A 26,762-nucleotide genomic window follows, 5' to 3' on the forward strand; every position below is an offset into this window, starting at 1 on the left:
CAATCGAGGCGATGTTTACACCTCGGTTGTTCCGATTTTCGTTATTGGCAATGTGCATTAAGGCTGTTAGGAGCCTGAACAGAAGCCTCGCGCAGCAATCTCACACACAGTCTTGTTGTGCCCAGAGCGCAATGGTTTTGAGTTTAAAATAGTCTATCGACATAAACATAAAACCCTTAAAGGTATTGTCTGTGCCCCACGAGTTTTTCATAATAAAGTAGCGTTTGCCTTGCGAGTCATGCGCCAAGCCCACGATAGCCATGCAATGGTCGTCGGTTGTGCGCAGCGTTTCAAAGGCCATTTGTCTCATTTCTTGGGTTGGAGCAGTGCTATGCTGTGGCAAACGAGCATAACCTTCCACAAAGTCAAATCCCTCTTCGGATGTATCGCCCTCCCAACAAACGGGATGGCCCGCCTTCAACGAGCGTTCGGTGATGGCCACTAGCGTGTCGATGGGGAGGTTATAAAAATAGTCTCGATTAACATTATCGTTCACTTCCAGCACGAAAGCCGAGTTAAAAGGATGGTGAGTAAAGCTTGTTAGCGCCACATACTCATCTTTTCGGCACACGCTTCGTCCAAATTCGCCAAAGGTATATCCAGCGCCATATAGATATTGCGTTTTAGGTAGCGACCCAATTGCATTATCCATGAGGTCGTTAAAGCGTTCGTGCAGACGTGCAAGTCCTTCTCTGTGGGCCATGGTAACCCGGCAAAGGTTGTAGGTTTTATTAACCAGCGAAGCAAAGATGCTGTTGTTTTCCACGTGATAAGTGTCGTAAGCCAGCAGTCCGTGCTGTGCAATAAGTGCCAAAGCGTTGGAAGCCATGCCGCGCAAGTGTTGTGGGCGCGTGCCTCTAGAGAGGTAAGCGTCTTGCATGCGTTGGCGCAAAGCCATGCGAGCCACGTAGGCCACGGAGAGATTTACCGAGTCGCCACGCATGAGATGTTCTGTTTCGATAGTAGCCAGCATACCAAACACCCAGCAAAGCGAGCTTCTTCCTTGGTCTTTCACGGGCGTTGTTTTCAGCTTTAGGTCTATTATAGGGCGCTTAACACTAGCCCTTCGTTCGTCTTTCGTGGTGCAAGCGCTCAGCAATGCCAATGCCACGAGCGTGATAATAATTCTGTTCATGGGGGGCAAAGATACCATTTTTTCGTAACTTTGCAAAAGTAACATAGAATAAATGGATAATAACAAGATAAAAGAATATGAAATAATGGCGCCCGTAGGGTCGCGCGAGAGTCTCGTGGCAGCCATTCAAGCAGGTGCCGACTCAGTGTATTTCGGCATCGGACAGTTAAATATGAGGTCGCATTCGGCCAACCAATTCACCATAGACGACCTTCGCGACATTGCCGCCACCTGTAAAGAGCATGGCATGAAAAGCTATTTAACGGTGAACACCGTTATCTATGGCGAAGACCTTGGCACGATGCACACCATCATCGACGCCGCTAAAGAAGCGCAAGTAACAGCAGTTATCGCCAGCGATGTGGCCGTAATGATGTATTGTAGGCAGGTGGGCGTGGAGGTTCACTTGTCAACGCAGCTTAATATCTCGAACATCGACGCACTAAAGTTTTATGCTCAGTTTGCCGATGTGGCCGTGTTGGCCCGCGAATTAAACATGGAACAGGTGGCCGACATTCATCGACAAATTGCCCAACAACGCATTCTTGGCCCCAATGGCGAACTTGTTCGCATCGAAATGTTTTGCCATGGCGCACTATGTATGGCCGTAAGTGGCAAGTGCTATCTTAGTTTGCACGATGCCAACAGGTCGGCCAACCGTGGCCAATGCGTGCAGTTGTGTCGCCGTTCGTACACCGTTACCGATAAAGAAACGGGTACACAGCTCGACATTGACAACGAATACATCATGAGTCCGAAAGACTTAAAGACGGTGAGATTTATCGACCAAATGATGAATGCCGGCGTTAGGGTGTTTAAAATAGAAGGACGAGCACGCGGACCAGAATATGTTTACACCGTGGTGCGCTGCTATAAAGAGGCTATTGCCAGCGTGTTAGAAGGCACATTTACCGAAGAAAAGAAAGACGAATGGGACGAAAGACTCTCTTCGGTGTTTAATCGCGGCTTCTGGGATGGCTATTATCAAGGCCAAACCCTGGGCGAATGGACCAAACACTACGGCAACAAAGCCACCGAAAAGAAGGTGCTTGTGGGCAAGGTTATCAAACATTTCTCGAAGTTGGGCGTGGCCGAGATTGCCGTTGAGGCTAGTGAACTGCAACTGGGCGACCATGTTTTGATTACTGGAACCACAACGGGCGTGATGTATTTTGATGCTAAAGAGATACGTTACGAACTTAACCCCGTTGAAAAAGCCAACAAAGGCACACGCGTATCGATACCCGTGCCCGACAAGGTGCGACCCAACGACAAGGTGTTTAAGCTTGTAAAAAACGATATAGACAAAGAAAAAACGGCTAAATAAGCGGTTGTTTTAACCTCTTACAAGGCCCTTAAACCCAATAAAACAACTAGCTTTGCTAGAACAAAACTATCACCACAACATGTCAACATCCTCAATAAACGCACTTCAAGAAGAAGTGATTGAAGAGTTTTCGGCATTCGACGACTGGATGGATAAATACCAAATGCTCATTGACTTGGGCAACGAACTCCCTCCTCTCGATGCCAAGTACAAAGTAGAAAGCAACCTTATTGAAGGCTGCCAAAGTCGTGTTTGGCTACAATGCGACCTGCAAGACGGCCTTTTGGTGTTCACTGCCGACAGCGATGCGCTCATCACTAAAGGCATTATTGCCCTGCTTATCAGGGTGCTGAGCAATCACACACCTGCCGAAATTGTGGCATCCAACCTGCATTTTATTGATGCCATCGGCTTGAAAGACCATCTGTCGCCCACGCGCTCAAATGGTTTGCTCTCAATGGTGAAGCAAATTAAGGCCTACGCCTTGGGCTATGCGGCTAAGCAGCAATAAGTTCACGGGCTAGCTTACCGCTCTATGCAGAGGGGCTAAAGGGTTATAACACATGGTCTTTGACTTTACTTTGGCAATGCACCAACCCCCAATACACATCACAACTAGGCTCAACTACCTTGATGTGCCTCATCGCTAGCCCCAAAAAGGGCCGTGCTGGGCTACGTATCACACGCCCAACACGGCCTTTTTTTGTTTCTCCCCTGTGGTTAATATTGCAGCATTGCCACGCTTAAGCACGCTGCTCTAAGTAGTTAAGAGGGGCGGAGGAAGCCACAAAACACCCTTCCTTGTCTTGCAACGCACGGAAAACACCCATAAATGGGCATTAGCCCTCGTAATGTTTTGTAAATATTTCGAACTGAAAATTAACACAAAAACAGCCCTCGCAGCGCACCAATGCCTCATGCGCTCGCATTTATCGGCGTATTTTTAAAGTTTAATAACACATTGATTATCAGTATATTGTACAGAAAAACACAAAAAACACCCCTCTAAATGCCCCGTTTTAGCCGTTTATCGCCCAAAAAATTCGATTTCAATGATTAGCATTCATCCCAACAAGTCGCCGTCTTAAAATACGCCAGAGAAATCGACTAAATGCCATGTTTTTATTTGTTTTTATAGCAGCTTGTCACCAAACAACATGAGTTTACAACATTTTGCTCGTGTAATATGCATGAGTTAGCACTGCATTTTGTAGGAGATAGCACTGCGTTTAGCAAGAGATAGCAAGGCTAACTCGTGCATATTGCAAGGCAAACTCATAGGTTTTACCCACGGCCGAAAACACTTTAGCATGCTATTTAGCATCAAAAAGAAGAGAAAAAAGCGAACTTGAGGCGTCTCAAAAAGGAGAAAAACAAGTTTTTAGAAAGGCAAAACATATAGGTTTTGCAGAAAAGAGCAGAAATTTTGCCATGCTTAGTCACAAAAAATCGGCATTTCGAGGGCTAAAATCGTTGTTTTTAGCCCTTTTTTGCGCTAGAATGGTGGCCAAGAAAACAGCTATTTGTAAAGTATCTTTACCATATTTAACACAATAAAAGCACACAATGAGCACGACAACCCACAGCCCTTCCACCAACAACAGCCCCACACCAAAGCCCCACGCCCTATTGGGCAAAAGGCAAACCCTTAAGAACCCCACTACAACTGGCCCGACTCCACTTGCAACACCACCCGTTCGGTGAGCCTATCCACACCATTGGGCTGGTATTCTTTTTTCAAGCTAGCACCAAAAATCCACGCAAAAGTTTGGTAGAAGCCAGCACGAACAGAACCAAGAAAGGCCTGAATGAGCTGATACGACGACGAACTAGTTTCGCGATACACCAACTTGATGAGCAATTTGCCCTGAGCGTAGGTAAGTTTCTTCATTCGGGGCGTGTATTCGCGTTTGATGTCGGCCTCAACAAGCTTCATATGTTCGTCGCGCGACTTCTTATCGGGCAGCGTTTGGAGGTATTCGTAGGTCTCCACAATAATCTTGTTCACCTCCTTTGCTATGGGCAACACCTTTTTAACGTTATACACCAAACGGTTGTATTCCATGCGTTGTCGCTCGTTTTCAAACGTGAGTTGGGGGTAAACATATACCTTGTTGAGTTCAACATATTGAATGCTGTCGCCCTTATCGAGCACTTTGCCCACCTTCACCATTGGTACAAAAGTGGGATTATCCATATCCACCTCGGTTTCGTTGGGATTGACACGGATATTTCCATCGTTTTGCGCCCATGAACCCAAGGCACAGAGCACCGAAAAGAGCAGGACAATATAGATTCGTTTCATTGTTTTGCGTATTTGTGCAAGTACAAAAATAAGTAATTCTACTTAAATATACACCTACTACACACCTTATTTTCTGTTTTTGCCTTGTTTTACACTTTTTTTGTGTAAGTTTGTGGGTTATGAACGAAAACAAACACATCATCATAGGCTTTGACGCCAAACGCGTGGTGCGCAATGGCACTGGGCTGGGTGCTTATGGTCGCAATCTTGTTAACGACCTTTCGCACCTCTATCCGCACATGCAACTGCTGCTCTATGCACCCGATGCGGGTAGAGAAGCATTGGCCCAACAGGTGAAAAATGCGCCTAACCTGCGCATGGTGTACCCCGTGCGCGCCAAAAATGCATTGCAAAAAGCAGCATGGAGAAGCAAAGGCGTGGTGAACGACTTGTTGAGAGATGGCGTAAAGGTGTTTCACGGCTTGTCGGGCGAACTGCCCAAAGGCGCAAAAAAAGCAGGCATAGACACCGTGGTAACCATTCACGACTTAATTTTTATGCGCCACCCCGAATTCTATCACTGGTGGGATGCGCTGATTTATAAATGGAAATTTCGCCAAACGCTGAAAGAAGCCAACCGCATTATCGCCATTAGCGAATGCACCAAACGCGACATTGTGGAACTGGGACGTTTTCCAGCCAACCGCATTAGCGTGATTTATCAAAGCTGCGACACACGGTTTAGACAGCCCGCAACGGCCGAGAAGCAGCAAGAAGTGGCCCAACGCTATGCCTTGCCCGCACGTTTTGTGCTAAACGTGGGCACCATCGAGGCTCGCAAAAACGTGCTAGTGGCAGCCAAAGCAATGCAAGCGGTTGCACAAGACGTACACCTGGTGATATTGGGAAGACCCACACCTTATTTGAACAAAGTGAAATCGTGGGTTGAAAAACATGGACTGAGCAGCAGGGTGCACTTTCTGCACAATGTACCCAACGAGGATTTGCCCGCCATATACCAGCAAGCCGAGGTGTTTGTTTACCCCTCGCGCTACGAAGGATTTGGCATTCCCATCATCGAAGCCATACAAAGCGGACTGCCCGTGGTGGCTGCAACGGGGTCGTGCCTTGAAGAAGCAGGAGGGCCAGATAGCATATACGTAAATGCCGACGACCATCTAGCCATGGCGAAAGCCATCTGCTCCCTACTGAAAGGCCAACCTGGACGCGATGAAGCGATAGCCAAAAGCATGGCGTATGTGCAACGTTTTGAAAATAAAAACGTGGCGCAGCAGGTGGCACAATGCCTATTGCAAGAGCAAAACAAGGCCCTAACGCCACCCAACAACCACCCTTAACATCACCACGCATGCCCCATGGCCCAACACCGCAACACAAGGGGGAACAAAACAGAAACACAAAACCTGACTACATAAAACATTTATACATCGCTAGGATGTGAAGCAACAGAAAAACAAATGAAGAAATGTATCATCATCGGTAGCGGACTGGGTGGCCTTTCGTGCGGAGTGATTCTCGCGCGAAATGGCTATGAAGTAACCATACTCGAACAAGAAACGCAACCAGGCGGATGCTTACAAAGCTTTGTGCGCAAAGGCGCAAAGTTTGAAACAGGTATGCACTTTATTGGTAGTGCCGAAGAAGGACAAACCTTGCACCCACTCTTACGCTATCTTGGATTGGAAAACCTACCCTTGAGCAGGCTCGACACCAACGGTTATGATGTGGTGTCGATGCCCGAAGGGCGATTTGCCTTTGCCAATGGCCACGAAGCCTTTGTGGAAACGCTAAGCAAGCAGTTTCCTAAGGATAAAGATTCGCTACACCAATATATGGCGCTGGTGGAACGTTTGGCGCAAGCCTCGCCCATAAACGGGCATCAACCCACGACCGAACAAATGCACTTGAAAACCGAATATCAGATGCGCGCCGTGAACGAAGTGATAGAAAGCCTCGTGCCCAACCCCCTTTTGCAACGCGTATTGGTGGGAAACTTGCCCCTCTATGCCGGCGAACACGGCAGAACGCCATTCTCAACCCACGCTTTTATCACCAACTTTTACAACCAAAGCGCTTTTAGACTGGCTGGAGGAAGCGATATCATCGCCCGAAAGCTTATCAAAGGCATTGAAGAAAGGGGCGGAAGGGTGCTTACACGCAAACAGGTGCAACGCATTGTGTGCAACGAAAGTAGGGCAACAGGCGTGGTTACCACTCAAGACGAACACTTTGAAGCCGATTTGGTGATTGCAGCCGTGCACCCAACAACGGTGATGCACATGCTCGACGATGCGAATATGATTAGGCCCGTGTTTAGACAACGCATGCTAAACCTGCCTAATACCACGGGTGTGTTTACGGTTTACCTGAAGTTTAAACCGCAAGCCATGCCCTATCGCAACCACAACTTGTATGGATATGCCAACAACACGCCGTGGAACTGCGAACAATACACAGAAAACGACTGGCCTCGCGGTTTTCTATACGTACACCTTAGCGACCAACAAGCTCCCGAAACTCTGCCCAACAGCCACCAGCAATGGGCTACCTGTGGCGAGATAATGAGCTATATGCGCTACGAAGAGGTGGCACAATGGGCCAACACAAACATCATGAAACGCGGCGAAGCATACGAAAAATTTAAACACGACAGAGCCGAAAGACTAATTAACGCCGTGGAACAACATGCACCAGGACTGCGTGAGAGCATTGATTGCTACTTCACCTCTACCCCACTCACCTACGAACAATATACATCCACAAAAGAAGGAAGTATGTATGGCGTGGCCAAAGACGTGAAACTAGGCTCGGCCTGCCACGTACCAAGTCGCACGCGCATACCCAATCTGCTCTTTGCAGGACAAAATGTAAACTCGCATGGCATGCTGGGCACACTGGTTGGCACGCTTGTTACCTGCGGAGAAGTGCTGGGAGATAAACTAAAATTATGAACAACAACGACATCATCATTATAGGCGGAGGCCTGGGAGGCCTTACCACTGGCGCACTTCTGGCCAAAGAAGGACGCAAAGTTACGGTACTGGAGAAAAACAACATCGTGGGAGGTGGACTGCAAAACTTCACTCGGAAGGGCATTCTCTTTGATACAGGCATGCACATGCTGGGCGGATTTAGACCCGGGCAAACGCTTTACCGCATCTGCCAACACCTGGGCATCATGCAAAAACTTAAGCTGCAAAGTGTGGACAGCGATTGTATGGACGAGATTTACTACGCATCCAGCCACACCACTTATCGCGTGGCCGAGGGTAAAGCAGGCTTTGTGGAGAGTTTTGCCACACATTTTCCCCACCAACGCACACAGCTACAACGCTATGTAGACGCTATTTACGAACTGGCCGACGAGATAGACCTCTTTAATCTTAGACCAACGGGCGACGGCATACCCTTGCATAGCGAACGCTTTATGTGGCCGGCCAACGAGTTTATAGCGCATTACATCGACGACGAGCAGCTGCGCGACGTGCTAGCCTACATGAATCCCATGTACGGAGGCGTATCGGGCCACACGCCAGCCTATGTTCATGCCCTTATCAGCGCACTTTACATCAACGGAACCGACCGCTTTGTGGGTGGCTCACAGCAATTGGCCACGGCCCTTACCGAGGTTATTGAGCACGCTGGCGGAGAAGTGATGGGAGGAGCAGAGGTGGTTCGCATTGCAGTTGACAACCGAACAGTGACACAAGTGCAAACAAAAGACGGACGAACCTTTAGCGCTCCTTATTATATAGCCGCCACACACATGGGCGAAACCTTACAACTGATAGACAAAGGCGCCTTTACACCGGCCTACATCAAGCGTATAAGCAACACGGAAAACTCGTATTCCATCTTCAGCTTGTATGTGAAACTAAAGCCCGAAACATTTGCCTACATCAACCACACATGCTATTATCAGCACGATTACAACCAGGTGTGGAACCTAGGTCAATACCATCGCGAAGATTGGCCATACGGAATGATGTACATGACACCACCTCGCGAACAACAAAACGAATGGGCTACGCACCTTATCATTAATTGTGTGATGCCCTTTTCGGCCGTGGAACAATGGCAAGACACACTAACAGGCCGACGCGGAGAGGCTTACGCCGAATGGAAAGCTTGGCACGAACAACGCATTATCGACCGCATGGAAGAGGTGAAACCAGGCTTTACGCAGTGCATCGAACACATATGGAGCGCTTCGCCACTAACAGTGCGCGACTATTATCATGCACCCCAAGGGGCAATTTATGGATTTGTGAAAGACTGTCACAACCCTCTAGCCACACAAATACCCGTGGCCACAAAGGTGAGCAACCTATTTTTAACGGGACAATGCGTGGGATTGCATGGCATTTGTGGCGTTCCGCTGTCGGCCATCACAACAGCCGAGGCCCTTGTTGGCAAAAACAAGATTATCGAACAGCTGCAAAATATATCTCCCAAATAACCGAAGGGGAAGAATAAGATTAGAGATGAACGTTAGAAAATATCTATTTATACTGCTGCTCATCGTGGCTTTGACTGCACATGCGCAACAACAAGCACCCTTGAAAATATGGACGGGCACAGCCGAACGCGCCTCGAACGTGACGCTAACGCCCTACATCCCCAAGGGCGCAACGGCTAATTGTCCGGCTGTGATTGTGTGTCCTGGTGGCAGCTACCACTGGTTGGACACTCGTACAGAAGGCGAGGGCGTGGCCAAATGGCTCAACAGTCAGGGCATTGCAGCCTTTGTGTTGCGTTATCGGGTTGCAGGCGTGTGGGCCTTTATCAGCCATTATCGGCTGTTTGTTCGCGGAAGACGGCAGCCCGACATGCTTCGCGATGTGCAACGAAGCATTCAACTGGTTCGCGAGGGCGCAACAACATGGAGCATCAACCCCCAAGCGGTGGGCGTTATGGGCTTTTCGGCAGGCGGACATCTAGCCGTTGCCTCGGCCACCTACGCCTCAACCAATTATCTTTCGCCCTTGGGAATCGTGCCAAAGGTGAGCGTAAGACCCGATTTTGTGGCAGCGCTCTATCCCGTTGTTACGCTTACAGACAAGCGTTATGTGCATCGGCGTTCGCGAAAGGGAATCTTAGGCGAATGGGGCAAGTGCAACAAGAAACTGAAAGACTCGCTATCGCTTGAACGACATGTACCCGCTAACTGTCCGCCAGTGTTCATTGTGCACTGCGACGACGATCCAATAGTAAGTCCAGGCAATAGTCGTTTGCTCGACTCGGCACTCACATCACGCCGCATTCCGCACCAATACATACGCTATACCACAGGCGGACACGGTTTTGGAGCAAGCGAAGTGAAGGGCTCGGCGCAATCACGACGCTGGCGCGAAGCCTTTGTTAGCTGGCTTAACAACAGTGCTTTGCCCTTGGTTCGCGACACCGCAGACAGACAAAATAAGAAAATAGAAAAGCTATAAACCACACCTTAAATTGTATAAGGCGTGGACCAAAGCCATGAACACAGGCGGTTGGGGATGGGCATAAACAGTGATACCCTAACCAACCGCCCTTCTTTTTCGGATGACACCTTATTATATATAGCGCTCTCATAGCTGATATATAGGATGAAAGGCAAACAAAGACTGATGTAAAAGAAACATATCGGCCAGCGTAAAGCAGAGATGAAATGGTTGAAATAAAACACATCGGTTGGCGTGTGCTATTGTTCAGCATCATCAATTAACATTCAAAGTCTCACAAAGCGCAAATCCTCCCTTTTATTTTACATGGATTATCCACTTTTTCCTTTTCTCTTTTCTTTAAGCTTTATTTAACGCGAGCGCTGCATTTCACATCATATAAAATGCTTATCTTTGCTTTATCAGAATTAAGAGAGGATAGAAACGTGTTGAGAAATACGCAAGTTTTAAGTTCGTTTTATACGACTACTGAAGTAAAGAGAACAGCATCGCACAAGAGAATTGCCTCACAAAAGCACAAGAGAGTTAGAAACAGGAGCCATGAGGATGATAAAAACGCAGTCGGATGGGGATAACAACAAGATGCGACATACACAAAGGTATCGCAAAACAATGCCCAAAGACGCACAAAACAAGGTGAACACAACCCTTAACACCGCAGTGAGAAATGGCGGTGCACATCCCACGGCTGCATATAAATCACAAACGATGCCGTAAACACGGGTTGAGAAAGCCCAAAACACAGGCCACCGCTGGTAAACTATGCCTATTGAGAGCGGTAAAGGGGCGCCCCCGAAAGGCCTAAACCCATAAACACGTCGCCCAAACCCCGATGTTTGGGAGCAAAACAACACCCAACACATGGTCATGGCCCAATAAAGGCGATGCAAACGAAAAACAAACGGATGCACAACCATTTCTTATGACAGCAACACCAACAGCCCTAACACAACAAAACATGGTGTTTGATAACCCGCCCTGCGATTTCCCTCATAGTCGTAAGCAAGAAATGGTGCACGTTTGTGGCCTGAACACTCAAGAAGAACAGGCCTTACATACGCACTTGGCGCACGTCCGGTTGCCGAGTTGCGCATTTTCTCCTTATTACTTTAACGCCCCGCCCATGATTTAAACCCTCGTGGGCGGTTTTTTTTCGTGTAAACCCTCGTTGTGAAATGTAAACACAAAGTAAAAGCAGGTAAATACTAAAGTAAAAGCAGGTTAATACTAAAACAAACGTGCCAAAAGACAAGAAAACAACGAGAAATAAAAGCAATGCCATAGTGCAATAAAGAGACTCAATTAATAATTTCCTATTGCTAATATTTGTGAAATATAAACACAAATTCAGTCTTTACACACACAGGGTAACAGTATTTTGTATAACTTTGCTTTGTATTACACCTTAATTGTATAACTAAACCCACAACAAAAAGTTATGTACGACGATTTTTCCCTATATATATACTCCACTATTGTTATCTTCATTACAGTGATAATAGCTGTAAAATTAAGTCTCAATGGCAAGCTAAGCGAACTGCTATTCCAAGTAAGATTTATGCAAAAGCGACTTGAAAGCACCACCGAAGAGATAAACAAACTTCGCGAAAAACTATCAGAACAGTTGAACCAAAGCGCTGATATTACTGCCGAAAACAAACAACAAGAACGCAAAGACGCCGCGGAAAAACCCATAACAACGACAAACGAGACCCTTACAGATAACCAAACAATTAAGCATGCTGGCGATGTGACGCAGCCTGATGCCACACCCACCACTGAAACAGAGGTTAAAACGGTGGGCGAACAACAACGCATTGTTTCGCCAATTGCCACTATTGAGGTGCCCGTTGTGCCCGTTGGCGAACAAACAAACGGCTCTGAACCATCGCCATCGCTCACTGAAGACGAGGTGGATAAGCATGAAACCGCCACAAACAACGAAGAAAACGAGGCCGAAAACGAATTAACTGCAGCTGAAAACGCTGAAAACGAAACGGGAAATGAGGCATGCGAAGTGGCTAATGAGGCGGAAGCGCAAAACAATGCCACCGACACGCCAACCCAAAACGAGCCTCAACCCGCCGAAAAACAACCCGAACCAGCTATTGCCTTTGTGCAAGTGGAAAGCGAAGAGATGGGAAACAATACACAACAACCCACCAATTCGGCCCAAGAACAAAAGGTGGAACACGAGCCACAGCACGCAATGACAGGCAAAGAATATCTCGAATCATTGCGCAAAGAGGCCAAAAACAAAGGCTATAACGAAGCCATCGACGACGATAGCGCTGTTTTCAGCCTGTCAGAAGGGTTTAATTTCGAGAAATTTATTGGCGAAAACCTCCTTGGAAAGATAGGTATTTTGGCCTTGGTGCTGGGTATTAGCTTCTTTGTTAAATACGCAATAGACCAAAATTGGATTGGACACACCGCCCGAACAGCCCTAGGCTACATTGCAGGAACATTGCTTATGGGTATTGCTTGGCAATTAAGCAAACGATATAGACCCTTTAGTTCGCTGCTTGCAGGCGGTGGATGTGCGGTGTATTACCTCACAACGGCCATCGCATTCCATTATTACCAAATCTTTACACAGCCTGTAGCCTTTGGCATTATGGTGTGTGTAACCCTCTTTATGGCATGGACAGCCAGCCATTATGGTCGCCGAGAGCTAGCGGTTACAGCCCTTGTGGGTGGATTTTTAGCACCATTCCTCACCGCAACAGGCACAGTAAACCTGCTATTCCTTTACGTTTACATGGCCATTCTCAACCTAGGTTGCCTCTATCTGGCCATAAGAAAGCGTTGGAACGAGCTGCCTTTGATAAGCATTTTTGCCACATACGTGGTGTTACTGATGAGCGTTGACGTATCCAACACCCAACCCTACGCCATCAATGCCTTGTTCTACGCACTGTTTTGGCTTATATTCGCCATCAGTAGTATCACGCTATTGCGTCGTAAAATGTCGCCAGTCTTCACTGGTTTTCACCTCGGTGGTGCTATCTTCAGCAGTATTTTAACCCTCCTTTTGGTGGGATGGCTTAACCAATATGGCAGCAACGACAATGCTTTAACAGCATTGGTTATTGGTATTTTCTATCTAGGTACACACCAATGGATGCGCCAAACCGAGCAATGCGAAGGCGTAGCGCAAAGCGTTTTCTTATCCCTAGGTTTGGCATTTGCCACGATGTCGCTGCCCATGTTCTTCTCTGGGTCAACACTCACCATCTGTTTCTCTGCCGAAATGGTGCTTTTGCTATGGCTATATTGCACCGTTAAGCTTAAACCTTACGGCATTGCGGCAACATTGTCACTGGTAATCACAGCAGTTTGCTTGTTCTTAAACATTGGATTCACCATTCCCGAGGGAGCAGTAGTTACCTCGAAGCCCCATATAGCCGTATTCAATTCGTTCTTTATCAGCGATTTTTTCCGCGCTTTGTGTCTATTTGCCTTTGCTGCAGTGATGGATTACCACAAAGAACACCTCCAAGGGGTTTACAAACCGTGGAATAACATTGTGTATGGCTTAGGTGTTATGGCACTATATCTATGCATTAGCAGCGAACTTCTGTTCTTCACCAACGAAAATATCTATGTTTCATCCATCACCGTCTTGCGTTTAGCAATCATATTGGGCGTAGCTGTGGGCTTTTTGCGTAGATATCCAGCGAGTAAATATGCCTGGCTCTACACCATTTACCTATCGCTGGCCACCTTCTTCATTGTTACCGACGTGTATTATTACGAATATAGCACCGGTGCGTTGTTGGCCATTGGTCTGCAATGGTTGGGCTTCGTCTTCGCCGTTGCACTCTTTGTGGTGTCGGGTCGCAACTATTACAAGCATTGCGAAGCTCCATCCAGCAAGTTCACCGTGTTCTTTAACATTGCTGCCACCTTGCTTTGGATTAGCATGGTGCGCACTTTGCTCATGCAAACAAACATTCAACAGTACAGTGCAGGCCTATCTTTGAGCCTTGCAGCAGCGGGAGCGTTGCAGATGTTGTTGGGAATGCGTCTGCCAAACAAAACCATGCGTCTGCTAAGCATTGGCACTTTTGGCGTTATTATTGTGAAACTAGCACTCTACGACGTATGGTTGATGCCAGCAGTGGGTAGAATTGTGGTGTTTATCATCTTGGGAGCACTATTGTTAGTGGTATCTTTCATGTATCAAAAACTCAAAGATACACTCAACCTTAGTGGCGACAACCAAGCCTCGAAATCCCTTGAAAGCAAGCTAGAACCAACAAACAACAAGCAAGAAGAAAGCCTCGAATAGAGTAAACCTATTGCTTGATAGAAATTATCTGTTTGAAGTTGTCGGCATTGTTAATAACTTTGCAATCGTAAAGAATATAACGAACAAAAGTTTTTAACCACTTATATTATACAATTATGAATATAACAATGCCAACTCTTCCTTATGCAGTTAATGCATTGGAGCCAGTTATTAGCGAGCAAACAATAAACTTCCACTACGGGAAGCATCTTCAAAACTACGTTAACACCCTGAACACACTCGTTCAAGGCACCGAGTTTGAAGGCAAAAGCGTTGAAGACATCGTGAAGACAGCACCCGATGGCCCTATCTTCAACAACGCTGGACAAACACTTAACCATGCACTTTACTTCCTACAATTCAAAGCACCCGTGCAAGGTAACGAGCCAACAGGCAAGATTGCCGAAGCTTTAGTACGCGACTTTGGTAGCTTTGAGAACTTTAAGAAAGAGTTCGCACAAGCTGGTGCAACGCTCTTTGGTTCGGGATGGGCATGGCTTTCACAAGACAAAGATGGTAAATTGGTAATCACCAAAGACTCAAACGCTGGCAATCCACTACGCCAAGGCAACACTCCTTTGTTGGGAAGCGACGTTTGGGAACACGCTTATTACTTGGATTTCCAAAACCGCCGTGTAGACCATTTGGCCGCTTTGTGGGACATTATCGACTGGAACGTAGTTGAAAGCCGTATGAAATAAGCTGTAACAACAGCGCATTCACACGTTAGAGATTTCCAAAACATTTATTAAAAGCATATCAGGTAACGAATGTTGGCCTACGTTGGCAATACGCTTAACAACAATGCGCAAGGCCAACCACACCACCAACAACTAAAAATATTAAACAACATGCAGACTATTATCAATTCATTGCTGCCCGAATTTAACGTTCAGGCTTTCCAAAATGGCGAGTTCAAAACCGTAACAAGCGAAGATGTAAAAGGCAAATGGGCCGTTTTCTTCTTCTATCCAGCTGACTTCACCTTCGTATGTCCCACCGAATTGGTAGACCTTGCTGAGAAATACGAAGAGCTAAAGAAGATGGGTGTAGAGGTTTACTCGGTGAGCTGCGATACTCATTTCGTACACAAAGCATGGCACGATGCATCAGACAGCATCAAGAAGATTAACTACCCCATGCTGGCCGACCCACTCGGAGTGCTCGCTAAAGGCTTCGGCGTATTCATCGAAGAGGCTGGAATGGCTTACCGTGGCACCTTCGTGGTAGACCCAGAAGGCAAAATCAAGATTGCTGAAATTCAAGATAACAGCATCGGCCGTAACGCTGAGGAACTCGTTCGCAAGGTTGCAGCTGCTCAATTCGTAGCTTCTAACCCCGGTGAAGTGTGCCCCGCTAAATGGAAACAAGGCGCTCAAACACTCAAACCCAGCATCGACCTCGTTGGAAAAATCTAATTCCAACATCCTATAAGGCTTTATTCGATAGCGAACAAATCCCTATATATTTTCCCTCGTTGCCCCATATCTCCTCCTTTTAGGAGATGGGGGCAACTTTTTAAAGCCCTAAACGCAAGGCCAAACGCATACGCTATCACCTCAAAACAAACCCTAGAGCTGCCATAAACACTCGTAAGTCTAGGCCAATAAACCCTTAAAGATCCCACCAACATGCTCGATTCAACAATACTAAAACAAGTTAGCGATGTATTTGCTAACTTAGAAAACAACTACACACTTGATGTTCGCACCGATGCCTCACGCACTGAGGCTGCCGAACTAAAAGAGTTTGTAAACGATTTTGTGTCTACGTCGACACACTTGTCGGCTAATTTCACCGACACCAACGACGCACAACTGTCTTTTTCACTTTTGAAAGAAGGACAACCGGTGGGCATTTCCTTCCGTGGCATACCCAACGGACACGAATTTACCTCGCTTCTCTTGGCCGTTCTTAATGCAGATGGCAAAGGCAAAAACCTGCCCGACGAAGCCATCAGCAAGCGAATTGCCAACCTTAAGGGTGATATTAAGCTGCAAACATACGTGTCGTTGACGTGTACCAACTGTCCCGAAGTGGTGCAGGCACTCAACATCATGGCCTTAAAAAACAGTAGGGTAAACAGCGAAATGATTGACGGAGCACTCTTCCAAGATGAAGTGGCACGATTAAACATACAAGCTGTTCCCGCTGTTTTTGCCAACGGACAACTGCTTCACATGGGACGAGGCGACCTAGGCGAACTCCTCGGAAAACTTGAAGACCTTGTTGGCTCTGAAGAAAACGAAAATGCAGAGCCCGTTGAACGACAATTCGACTTGATTGTTGTTGGTGGTGGCCCTGCTGGAGCTGCTGCTGCCATCTACTCGGCACGCAAAGGATTGAAAGTTGCCGTGGTTGCTGGTCGCATTGGAGGCCAAGTTAAAGACACCGTGGGCATTGAAAACCTGGTGTCGGTGCCACAAACAACGGGCGCACAACTGGCCGACGACCTGCGTTCGCACATGAGTCACTACCCCATCGAGCTGTTCGAAAACCGCAAATTAGATAGCGTAGACTTCTCTGCTTCGCCCAAACGCGTTTGCACCAAGGGCGGAGAGGTGTTCATTGCTCCTGCTGTGGTGCTGGCCACTGGCGCCAGTTGGCGACGCCTTAACGTTGACGACGAAGCCAAATACATGGGTAAAGGCGTGCATTTCTGCCCCCACTGCGATGGTCCGTTCTATAAAGGAAAGAATGTAGCCGTTGTTGGAGGTGGCAATTCGGGCATCGAAGCAGCCATCGACCTAGCAGGCATCTGCAACCACGTAACAGTACTTGAGTTTGCCGACACCTTGCGAGCCGACACCGTTTTGCAAGAGAAAGCAGCCACAATGCCCAACATTGAGATATTTAAATCGTCGCAAACCACACAGGTATTAGGCGATGGCAACCACGTAACAGCCATCCGCGTGAAAGACCGCACCAACAACGAAGAACGCGAAATTGCACTTGATGGCATCTTCGTACAAATTGGTTTGGCTGCCAATACCGACCTCTTGCGCGATGCTCTACCACTAAACGAAAGACGAGAAATTGTGGTTGACGCTAATTGCCGCACCTCTATCCCTGGCGTTTACGCCGCAGGCGACTGCACCAATGTGCCTTATAAGCAAATTATTATCGCCATGGGCGAAGGTGCAAAAGCAGCTTTATCGGCTTTCGACGACAGAATTAGGGGCATTATCTAAGGCTTCAACGCAAGCCAACACATTGTTCCACCTCCCTAAACAAACAGGTTGAACAATAGCCCCATCAAGGTTTTTTATCTATATTTTTGTGAATAGAGCGCTCTTGTCTTCGGGTGGGGGCGTTCTTTTTTTAACCTAAAGCGGTCATTAAACCACAATAAAACAAAATCTGTTTAGGTCCTAATGCCCAATTGGCGTTTAATCGAACAAATAAAAAAGCAGCAGCCACAATGCCACAGCAAAGAGAGAACAACAACACAGCCAAGCAAAGCAAACCCCAACACCGCCCCATGATAGTTTATACCTATGTGGCAAGAGAAAATATTCATTGATTTTCGTTGCACGTTTAAAATAAAAAACATATCTTTGCAAAACATAGACGGCACACAGCAATAAGCTTTGCACAACCATTAGCAGCCCTTTGCACTGCCCTATGCAACAAACAAAAAACTGCCACCTAGCCAACCCATGGCCAAAGGCTGCAACCAATAAACATTTAAACCGCTAAACTATGTCTTTTACAAAACTTTGCAACGAGATTTTCAATCAGGCGATACGTGATTACCACGTAACCGATAACATCGACACGCCTATCAATAACCCCTATAAAAGGGAAACGATAGAAAATCGCTTGTATCTAAAATGCTGGATCGACACCGTGCAATGGCATTTTGAAGACATTATACGCGACCCACACATTGACCCGGTGGAGGCGCTGAACCTAAAAAGGCGCATCGACCGCTCTAACCAAGACCGCACCGACTTGGTGGAACAGATTGATAGTTACTTTCGACAGAAGTACACCGATGTGCAAATGCTTCCCGATGCACGACTAAATACAGAAAGTCCTGCATGGGCTATCGACCGTCTTTCTATCCTTGCGCTCAAGATTTATCACATGCAAGAGCAGGTAGAACGTAAAGATGTAGAGGCCGAACATCGCGAAAAATGCGAAGCTAAACTAAATATCTTGCTCGAACAACAAGTTGACCTCTCCGCTGCTATCGACCAATTGCTGGCCGATATCGAGCAGGGACGCATCTACATGAAGGTGTATAGGCAAATGAAAATGTACAACGACCCGGCCACAAACCCCGTGCTGTACAAGAAATAAAGGTTTAACGCTGCTTGCAGCGCATAGACCAACGTGCCAATAATCTCAAAAACTAATACCCGCATCAGTGTGAAGACCGAACATATTCTCATCATCCGCTTCTCGGCCATGGGCGATGTTGCTATGACTGTGCCTGTTGTTCAGGCCTTAGCAAGGCAATATCCACACCTGCGGATTACATTTCTGAGCCGCCCTTTCGCTCGCCCATTCTTCGAAGGGCTAGCGCCCAACGTGGGATTTATGGCGGCCGACATCAAAAACGAGTACAACGGAATACGCGGACTAAATGCGCTCTATAAGCGTATAGCCGCTAAGAATATCACCGCCGTGGCCGATTTGCACGACGTGCTGCGCTCTAGCTACCTGCGGTTCAGGTTTAATCTCGCTCGATATAGGGTGGAACACATCGACAAACACCGCACCCAACGCCAACGACTAGTGGCTACGGCGCATAAGGTGATGAAGCCCTTGCCAACGGCTTTTCAAAACTATGCTGATGTGTTTGCTAAACTGGGCTATCCCGTGAAGCTGGATTTCACGTCCATCTTCTCGCCTCAAGGGGGCAACATCAGGATTCTTCCGCCCGAGATTGGCACCAAAAAAGCTTTCCAAGAGTGGATTGGCGTGGCCCCTTTCGCTGCACATAAGCAGAAGGTTTACCCGCCAGAGATGCTCGAAAAGATGATTACCATGCTCACTAAGGAGCATCCATCGTGTCGCGTGTTCATCTTTGGCAAAGGTCCGCTCGAAGATCCCATCATCAATGGCATCGTTTCGCGCAACCCACAGTGCCTCAACGCATCGGCTGTGCTTAACGGCATCTCGCAAGAACTAGTATTGATGAGCCACCTCGATGTGATGGTAAGCATGGATAGCGCCAATATGCACTTTGCTTCGCTGGTTAACACGCCCGTGGTTAGTATTTGGGGGGCTACACACCCCTACGCTGGATTTATGGGCTGGGGCCAAAACGAGCACAACGCTGTGCAAATTGATTTGGCATGTAGGCCTTGTAGCATCTTTGGCAACAAACCGTGCCTTCGTGGCGACCTTGCTTGTATGCGCAATATATCGCCCGAAATGGTGTACGAACGCGTAAAGCAGGTGTTAAATAAAAAATAGAGACATTAGATAAGGCTGCCTTGGCAAAGCCAATACTTACATTCAAGACAGTCACCAACAAACTATACCGTGGCATAGGCCGAAAGGCTTACCGCCGTTGGTTGTTTTTTTAATCATCAGATGCTGGGTTTATAAGTTCTCTTGCTGGCATACAAATGGTTTTTGGCATTTTAATGCCTACACCACTACTGCCCTCGAACTAACGTTTTGAGCCTCTGCAAGCTGCCCACGGGCAGCCTTTCGCACCCTCACTAACAACAAACCCGCATTGTATATACAATAATCATTATAAACAATTAAAGCGAAAAAAGTATGAAGAAGTACATTTGCGAAACCTGTGGTTGGATTTACGACCCCGAAGTGGGTGATCCCGATAGTGGCATTGAGCCTGGAACAGCATTCGAAGACATTCCCGAAGACTGGCTGTGCCCTGTTTGTGGAGTTGGTAAAGACGATTTCTCAGTAGTAGAAGAATAGAATTTTTCATAAAATTATTATTGAAGTTTAGTTTGGGGGATAAGCCTGCGACAGGTGCTATCCCCCTTTCTTGTGCCTCATTATTTGCTTTTTAGCTGCGTGTTGAGGGGTTGTTAATGTTGATAGCAAGGCAGCACATTGGGCTTAAGACATTATCCCTATCGGATAAAGCAATTAACACTGGCTTTCTAACACTGTGCTTAGGCTTGTTGTTTCATCCACATTCAGCACTGCTTGTATAAATGTTGTGCTTTAGTTTCTCGTTTCGCTCACCATTTTGCTATCAACGAATTGTTAATATGGTAAATATATTTTACAAAACATGTTTTTCTGCCGAACCATTCTAGAGAAAATATACCCTCAAAAACGATGAAAAATGCCCTTTTCTCATAAAAATTGCACCTCACATCAAGCCTTCCACCCTCCCATTTTCTGCATTTACTATGTTTTTGCGTTTCTATTTCGAGAAAAGTTGAGCGTTTTTTACTTCCCAAAAACCACAAAATGCAGGTCGAAAAAACTTCTCTTGCTTTGCTATTTGCACCAAAACACACTGCTATCTCCTACAAAACGCAGTGCTATCTCCTACAAAACGCAAGGCTAACTCGTGCTAAACGCAAGGTAAAATGCAGCAAAACGCAAAGCCGTTTGCTGCAAATAGCACTAAAAGAGGGCAAAAAGTGGTATAAAATGCCCTTTTTAGGGCATTTTTTACGGTTATAGATAAAAAGCTGATTCGTGGTTTAGGCCATTCGCTTAAACCTATTTTTAGCACCAAAAACATGCTAAAAAGGGGGTGTTTTGCGCCTTATAGCACGCAAACACCTAGAAATCAAATGGTTACAAACTTTAAAAATACGCACGTTTTTTGCACCGTTGCCCACATTTTCTGCGCGAAGGGCACTTATAATGTTAAATTTAGGTGGAAATATTTTACAATTTCGCAAAACCATTACGCACACTTGTTTCTCAAAAAGCGTTGCAATGAGCCCCAGATAATGGTTGCGCCAGAAAAGAAAGGTTATTAATTGACCTCTAATTCTTTTTCGTACATATGCCTAAAGTGCTTTGCCAGTTCGCGCGGTGTAACCTCTTCGCCAAACTGCGCTAAGGGAGTACGGCGCAAAATGGTCACTACGATGTCGCCCGGCGACAATGTTCGGGCGCGCTTATTAAGCACATGCCCCGTGCCATAGAGCAACACAGGCACTATATCCAGCCCAAAGCGTTGCGCCAAATAGAACGCCCCTTGATGAAATCGCTGCACCTTAAGCGATGCCGAGCGCGTGCCTTCGGGAAACAACATCACGCTATAGCCTCTCTTCACAAGCTTGGCCATTCGCTCTTGATTATCTTCGATGTTGCGCGTAACGGGCAAAAATTCGGCCAAACGTATGGCCACGGCATACAAGGGGTTGTACCACACCCAGCGTTTGGTAACAATCACCATGCGCGGCGTTAGGGCTAGGATGCAAAGCAAGTCTAAATGACTCTGATGATTGCTGATAATAATGGAGGGTTTGTTAAAATCTTCGCCATGAGGATTGTCAAAACGTATGTGCACACCAGGCAGAAGGCGCAGCAACAGGCGTGCAATGCGCTGAATTAAACCATGAAAGCGCAAGCGTTCGGCTTCGCTTACGCGGTGCGAAAGAAAATAAACCAGCATGGCAATCTGCCCAAAAAACATCAGCACAAAGAGCAATGCCACCACCACAGCCGTGGCAAGCACACGCAAAATCTTACGCGGAATGGCGTAAACAAAAGTGAGAAAGGTGAGCAACGTGTTGAGAACGCTGATGCGCGCAAAGTCGGCAGTTGGTCTAAAGTGGCTCACGCGCTCTTCGCGTGGTGGATAATGCACGTTGATGGGTATCGAAATGGTGGGCACATTGTGCCAAGCTGCAAACACCATTAAAGCCAATTCGCTCTCATATCTATTTGTTACCATTGGCAACCATCGCAGCAAGCGCAGCGGATAGGCACGAAAACCCGTTTGCGTGTCGGGCAATCGTCGGCCCGTTTGCACCGCAAACCAAAAGTTGCTAAACCTATTAGCAAACTTGCTCTGGCCATTCATATTGCGATTATTATCGGCCGAGAACTTATCTGCATCAAAACGATTGCCCACCACAATGGCGTTGGGCGCTTGCTTTATGGCTTTGAAAAACAAAGGTAGGTCGGCAGGCGCGTGTTGTCCATCGGCATCGATGGTAATGGCATGCGTATAGCCCATTTGTTGTGCCTTTTTAAAGGCGCTAAGCAAGGCCGCGCCCTTGCCCCGGTTACGATTATGGGTAACCACATTGATATGTGGAAAGCTTTCGGCCAACAATTTATCTGTGCCATCGGTGCAGCCATCGTTCACCACAATGATGTTTGGCGTGTATTGCGCCACACCCTTCACCACCGAAGCAAGCGTAGAAGCATTGTTGTAGGTGGGTATCACCACGCAAATGCGCCAGTTATTCATACACCAACGACAGCTTGGCAAACACCTGTTCGCCGTTTTTCACTTCGGCCTTCACCGCATATTCTTGGCCATCGTTCTTAATATTGAGAACAAATGTGGGGCAAGGCGTGTTCTGTGGTGTTATTGGTGCCAGATATTTCACATTCTTGGCGCAAGCAAGTTGCAAGCATTTGCCCGTGGTTTCTTTTACCATTTCGGCCACCATTTGCAGCGTACAAGCGCCAGGAGTGATGGCATTTCCAGGGAAATGTGCAGCATAGATTTCGTGATTGGCATTAAGTTTCACCTCAAACACGTGGTTATCGGCATCGTGTGTGGCGTTGCAGATGGTGTAAAAATTATCTTTCAGTGTCATCTTCTGTAGGTTTAAGGGGTTTGAAGCGGTAGGTGATATGGCGTTTTTTGTTTTCAAATGTGAGCGAATCTTGTTTCACCAGTTGCGGAACAATCTGTTGCAGGTCGGCACGAAGCACACGCCGCACATACCATTTATTAAGCATGGGCACGAGATTATGCAGTTTCACCTTACCGTTGGGCATGCAAACAAAGTCAACCATCTTCAAACCAAACTCGTTAAGGATGGTACCTCGCGGTTGTTGGTCGATGGTGTCGATGATGCAAAGGCCAGTGATGCCAGCCTTTTTAAAACTCAACTCCACGCTCCAGCGTCGGCCTTGAGCCGACACCGACACGAGCGAAAGCCAAGTAAGAACAAATGAAAGAATGATAATGCGCATTGTTTAAGAGATGTGTTAAGGGGTTAGAAGCGAGTAAAGAGCGCTCGGTAGCAGGCTATTTCGGCCACCTATGCCACCCACCACAGCAAAGCAGCCATAGAACAAAGTACTAGGCATATTATATTTTAAACTCATCGTCGCTCACAACAGCGTTTTTCTTCACCTGTTGCAGTTCGATACGCGTGTTGTCGCCACCCTTTTCGCGCATTTCTACCGATGTAGCAATGAGCTGTTTGCTGTCGAAGGTGATAACAAGCAAGCTAAACATCTGCTTCATCTCTTTCTTTAGCGGAGTGAGTTGAGCAATCCATTTATCGCCATCCTGAAACATTTGCGTTTTAAAACGCTGTTTGTCGGTGAGGCATTCGCCCGTAACACTACTGAGCATAATGCCCGTAATCTCGCGAAACACCTTGCTTTTTGCGGCGTCTATCACGTCTTTGCGTTGCGAACTCTTCAACATCACCTTCGTGCCATTAAGAATAAAGGTGTATTGATAGGGCGAAGTGTACTGCCAACGCAACTTTGAAGGCTGACTGTAACACATTCTTCCCTTCGAAATCATCTTCTGACTCAACATCTTGAGCGTTTTAGTCTGGGTAAACGAGCACTGCAAACTCTTAGTTTTTTGTGCCACTTCGCCCACCTTTTGCATCATTTGGGCAGCCGTTGCGTCGTTTACAGCCGTTTGCGCACGCCCCAAAAGTGGCATGCAGAGCAATGTTATAAGGGTTAATAAATATTTCATATCACGTTTATTTAAAGTGAAACACTCGCTATAATTCTAAGCCTTAGGGCATACTCACCAACACCACGCCCACCATAATGAGCGCCACACCCACCCAACGTATTAAGGGCACGGCCTCGTGAAAGATAAACACGGCCGCAAGCATGCCCATTACGTAGCTAAGACTTATCAAAGGATAGGCCTGACTAAGCGGGAAATGCTTCACGATATACATCCATAACACAGACGAGAGCGCAAAACACAAACCGCAAAGGGCAAACCATACGCAGGTGAAGGCACGAGAAAAGAAGGCCCACGACCACGAGAAGACGCCCAGTTGCTGCAAAGACACCTTCAATGTAACCTGCCCCAAAGCTAGCAAGGCCGATTGCACTAGGGCTAATGCAAGCAAGCGCAACATAACTTCTGAAGGTCATCGAGCGAATGGAGCGTGCAAACTGCTCCTTCGGGCTCATTGGTTAATACAAACGACACCGCTTTTTGGTCGGCTTCATCGTGCAATCCCACCAGCGCCGAGTTTAAATCGCCCAGCGCTATTTGCAACCAAGCGTCGGTAAGTGCACTTTCGAGCGAGCGTTGGCCATGCGCATAGGTGCTGTTATAGCTGTGGCAATGGGTGTGAATGGCAATAAGACTGCTAATGGTGTTGTGTGTTGAATGGATAAAGTTGGTGGGTTTAAGACTTCCTTCTCCATCGGTGGCCAGTTCGGTGAGAAACTTTTCGGTTTCCACTACGCAGCCCATAGCCGTGCCCGTGATGATGGCTTGCGGCTGTTGGATACCCGAACGCTGCAAGGCCACCAGCGAAGTGAGCAGTGCTCGCTTAAGCACACCACTCAATCTACGTGCCACCAACGGTGGAATTCTAGGCAATTCGGCCTCGGGAATGTCGCCAAAGGTCACCATTGTTTTTACATATACGGGGCGCAAAGGCTGTTGTGACCAGGGCTTAGAGCTTGCCGAAAGAGCAGAAAACACCAGCGAGGTGTCGTTTCCGCCAAAGCCAAACGAATTGCAAAGCACATGTTGGAGTTGCTGTTGGCGTAGCGTCTTAGCCACGGGCACAATGCCTTTATCCATGGCGTGGTGCCAATTAAGATTGCTAGGAATAAAGCCGTGGCGCATGGCTAGCAAGCAAATAACAGCCTCAATGCTACCCGAAGCGCTCGTGGTGTGACCAGTGCGCGACTTGGTTGACGACACGGGAGGCATTGTTTCGCCAAAAACGCGGTGCAAAGCCTCGCTTTCGCTAGCGTCGTTGTTGGGTGTTCCCGTGCCATGCGCGTTAACATATTGTATATCGGCAGGCTTTAGGCCAGCTCTTTGCAATGCTTGGCGCATAGAAAGCACGGCACCAATGCCATCATCCGACGAGGCTGTTTGGTGAAAAGCGTCGCAGGCATTGCCCCATCCGCTTAGTTGGGCCATTGCTTTTGCCCCGCGTTGAGCAGCATGTTCGGCCGTCTCTAGCACCACAAAAGCAGCTCCCTCGCCCAGGTTTAAACCTGCACGCGTGGCGTCGAAGGGTCTACAAGGTTCGCCATCGAGTATCATCAACGAACGAAAACCATTGAAATGAAAACGCGAGAGACACTCTGTGCCTCCCACAACCACTTGTTTAAATCGGCCCGAACGCAGCAGGTTGACACCCAAAATAAATGCATTAGCAGCCGACGAACACGCCGTGCTGCATGTTGTTACAAAGCCGAAGCGGCCCACATGCTGAGCCATATCCTCGGTAGAACGGCCACAATCGCCCAGCGCCACATGGTCATTGCGAGGGTCGAAACGTTGTTCGGCACAGTCCATATCGGCCACCGTGGTGCCCGACACCAATGCCACGCCCTCCAATTCATCGTCTTTGATACCCGCCATAGCCAAAGCTTCGCGCAAAGCCAGCGTGCCAAGGAGCATTGTACGCGACGTATTGTCGGTTGATACAATGCCCAATCGTTGGGCCAACTGCTCGTTAGAAAGCTTTACTTCGCCCACAGGCATCTGCCGATGTTGGGTTTGCAAGAAGTTAACAGGCGCTATGCCGCTAACATCTTCAAGCAAAGCGTTAGCCACTTCGGATGTATTCGTGCCGATGGCCGATACAATTCCCGTCCCAGTAACAACAATCATTTGGTGCGATTTTTCTCAATATACTCGGCCATGGTGTTCACCGAAGCCAAGATTTCTTTTCCATCAGCGGGGTTACTAAGGCGAATGCCATATTGTTTTTCCATCAACACGATGAGTTCAAGGGCATCGATAGAGTCCAAACCCAGTCCGTCGCCAAACAAAGGTGCTGCATCGTCGATGTCTGCGGGGCTCATATCTTCAAGCGATAGAGCCTCGATTATTTGCTTCTTAAGGATTTCTTTCAGTTCTTCCATTTTGTGTTACCGTTATATTAGTGGCGCATGGATTGTGTTATGCGCCTGATGTT

General features: G+C 47.4%; 23 protein-coding genes. 14 read left to right on the plus strand and 9 right to left on the minus strand.

Going from position 1 to position 26,762, the window contains the following annotated elements:
• Positions 1–100 precede the first annotated feature (100 nt).
• On the minus strand, positions 101–1,135 hold the full coding sequence (locus tag QME03_RS09540; protein WP_281724227.1) for a C1 family peptidase: 1,035 nt from the start codon (positions 1,133–1,135) through the stop codon (positions 101–103).
• A gap of 52 nt (positions 1,136–1,187) precedes the next feature.
• Between QME03_RS09540 and QME03_RS09545 the strand changes: the two genes are divergently transcribed.
• Both QME03_RS09545 and QME03_RS09550 read left to right on the plus strand, forming a co-directional pair.
• Positions 1,188–2,462: a peptidase U32 family protein gene (locus QME03_RS09545; protein ID WP_281724228.1), complete on the plus strand. Its 1,275-nt coding sequence runs from the start codon at positions 1,188–1,190 to the stop codon at positions 2,460–2,462.
• Positions 2,463–2,541: 79 nt separating this feature from the next.
• Positions 2,542–2,973 carry a SufE family protein gene (locus tag QME03_RS09550; RefSeq protein WP_025817231.1) on the plus strand — a complete coding sequence of 144 codons (432 nt, stop codon included), beginning with the start codon at positions 2,542–2,544 and terminating at the stop codon, positions 2,971–2,973.
• A 1,149-nt stretch (positions 2,974–4,122) separates the two neighbouring features.
• Here QME03_RS09550 and QME03_RS09555 read toward each other — a convergent pair.
• Positions 4,123–4,767 (minus strand): DUF4294 domain-containing protein, encoded by a 645-nt coding sequence (locus QME03_RS09555; RefSeq protein ID WP_281724229.1) that lies wholly within the window; start codon positions 4,765–4,767, stop codon positions 4,123–4,125.
• Positions 4,768–4,886: 119 nt separating this feature from the next.
• Between QME03_RS09555 and QME03_RS09560 the strand changes: the two genes are divergently transcribed.
• From QME03_RS09560 to rd, 12 genes are all read left to right on the plus strand, one after another.
• Positions 4,887–6,065: a glycosyltransferase family 4 protein gene (locus QME03_RS09560; RefSeq protein WP_281724230.1), complete on the plus strand. Its 1,179-nt coding sequence runs from the start codon at positions 4,887–4,889 to the stop codon at positions 6,063–6,065.
• 120 nt (positions 6,066–6,185) lie between these two features.
• Positions 6,186–7,679, plus strand: coding sequence for a phytoene desaturase family protein (locus QME03_RS09565; RefSeq protein WP_281724231.1), 1,494 nt, complete (start codon positions 6,186–6,188; stop codon positions 7,677–7,679).
• A complete protein-coding gene (locus QME03_RS09570) occupies positions 7,676–9,187 on the plus strand; it encodes a phytoene desaturase family protein (RefSeq protein WP_281724232.1) in 1,512 nt (503 codons plus the stop codon). The genes QME03_RS09565 and QME03_RS09570 overlap by 4 nt, the downstream gene beginning before the upstream one ends.
• Before the next feature lie 25 nt (positions 9,188–9,212).
• Entirely contained in the window at positions 9,213–10,169 is a 957-nt protein-coding gene (locus tag QME03_RS09575) for an alpha/beta hydrolase (RefSeq protein ID WP_273146540.1), read from the plus strand.
• Positions 10,170–10,712: 543 nt separating this feature from the next.
• Positions 10,713–10,889 (plus strand): hypothetical protein, encoded by a 177-nt coding sequence (locus QME03_RS09580; protein ID WP_156932242.1) that lies wholly within the window; start codon positions 10,713–10,715, stop codon positions 10,887–10,889.
• A 721-nt stretch (positions 10,890–11,610) separates the two neighbouring features.
• The gene (locus tag QME03_RS09585; RefSeq protein ID WP_281724233.1) at positions 11,611–14,466 is read left to right on the plus strand and encodes a DUF2339 domain-containing protein; all 2,856 of its coding nucleotides are present in this window, start codon (positions 11,611–11,613) and stop codon (positions 14,464–14,466) included.
• Between the two features lie 116 nt (positions 14,467–14,582).
• Positions 14,583–15,167, plus strand: coding sequence for a superoxide dismutase (locus tag QME03_RS09590; protein WP_281724234.1), 585 nt, complete (start codon positions 14,583–14,585; stop codon positions 15,165–15,167).
• Positions 15,168–15,317: 150 nt separating this feature from the next.
• Positions 15,318–15,884, plus strand: coding sequence for an alkyl hydroperoxide reductase subunit C (ahpC, locus tag QME03_RS09595; RefSeq protein WP_273112253.1), 567 nt, complete (start codon positions 15,318–15,320; stop codon positions 15,882–15,884).
• Positions 15,885–16,097: 213 nt separating this feature from the next.
• Positions 16,098–17,657 carry an alkyl hydroperoxide reductase subunit F gene (ahpF, locus tag QME03_RS09600; RefSeq protein WP_273146547.1) on the plus strand — a complete coding sequence of 520 codons (1,560 nt, stop codon included), beginning with the start codon at positions 16,098–16,100 and terminating at the stop codon, positions 17,655–17,657.
• Positions 17,658–18,168: 511 nt separating this feature from the next.
• Positions 18,169–18,771, plus strand: coding sequence for a DUF4254 domain-containing protein (locus QME03_RS09605; protein WP_281724235.1), 603 nt, complete (start codon positions 18,169–18,171; stop codon positions 18,769–18,771).
• Between the two features lie 69 nt (positions 18,772–18,840).
• Entirely contained in the window at positions 18,841–19,893 is a 1,053-nt protein-coding gene (locus tag QME03_RS09610) for a glycosyltransferase family 9 protein (protein WP_273263374.1), read from the plus strand.
• Positions 19,894–20,205: 312 nt separating this feature from the next.
• Positions 20,206–20,370: a rubredoxin gene (rd, locus tag QME03_RS09615; protein WP_110370137.1), complete on the plus strand. Its 165-nt coding sequence runs from the start codon at positions 20,206–20,208 to the stop codon at positions 20,368–20,370.
• 1,024 nt (positions 20,371–21,394) lie between these two features.
• On the opposite strand, the gene QME03_RS09620 is transcribed toward rd, so the two are convergent.
• From QME03_RS09620 to QME03_RS09650, 7 genes are all read right to left on the minus strand, one after another.
• Positions 21,395–22,843, minus strand: coding sequence for a glycosyltransferase (locus QME03_RS09620; RefSeq protein WP_281724236.1), 1,449 nt, complete (start codon positions 22,841–22,843; stop codon positions 21,395–21,397).
• A complete protein-coding gene (locus QME03_RS09625; protein WP_281724237.1) occupies positions 22,836–23,198 on the minus strand; it encodes a hypothetical protein in 363 nt (120 codons plus the stop codon). The genes QME03_RS09620 and QME03_RS09625 overlap by 8 nt, the downstream gene beginning before the upstream one ends.
• Complete coding sequence (locus QME03_RS09630) at positions 23,182–23,580, minus strand: hypothetical protein (protein WP_273112219.1); 399 nt, start codon at positions 23,578–23,580, stop codon at positions 23,182–23,184. The genes QME03_RS09625 and QME03_RS09630 overlap by 17 nt, the downstream gene beginning before the upstream one ends.
• Before the next feature lie 118 nt (positions 23,581–23,698).
• The gene (lolA2, locus tag QME03_RS09635; RefSeq protein WP_281724238.1) at positions 23,699–24,328 is read right to left on the minus strand and encodes a flexirubin biosynthesis/transport protein LolA2; all 630 of its coding nucleotides are present in this window, start codon (positions 24,326–24,328) and stop codon (positions 23,699–23,701) included.
• A 43-nt stretch (positions 24,329–24,371) separates the two neighbouring features.
• Positions 24,372–24,728: an EamA family transporter gene (locus QME03_RS09640; protein ID WP_281724239.1), complete on the minus strand. Its 357-nt coding sequence runs from the start codon at positions 24,726–24,728 to the stop codon at positions 24,372–24,374.
• Positions 24,707–26,455, minus strand: coding sequence for a beta-ketoacyl synthase N-terminal-like domain-containing protein (locus QME03_RS09645; RefSeq protein WP_281724240.1), 1,749 nt, complete (start codon positions 26,453–26,455; stop codon positions 24,707–24,709). Before QME03_RS09645 ends, QME03_RS09640 begins: the two co-directional genes overlap by 22 nt.
• Positions 26,452–26,709 (minus strand): phosphopantetheine-binding protein, encoded by a 258-nt coding sequence (locus QME03_RS09650; RefSeq protein ID WP_110370139.1) that lies wholly within the window; start codon positions 26,707–26,709, stop codon positions 26,452–26,454. Before QME03_RS09650 ends, QME03_RS09645 begins: the two co-directional genes overlap by 4 nt.
• Positions 26,710–26,762 lie beyond the last annotated feature (53 nt).

The sequence above is a fragment of the Hoylesella shahii genome, from assembly GCF_937990675.1.
Taxonomy (GTDB): Bacteria; Bacteroidota; Bacteroidia; order Bacteroidales; family Bacteroidaceae; genus Prevotella; species Prevotella shahii.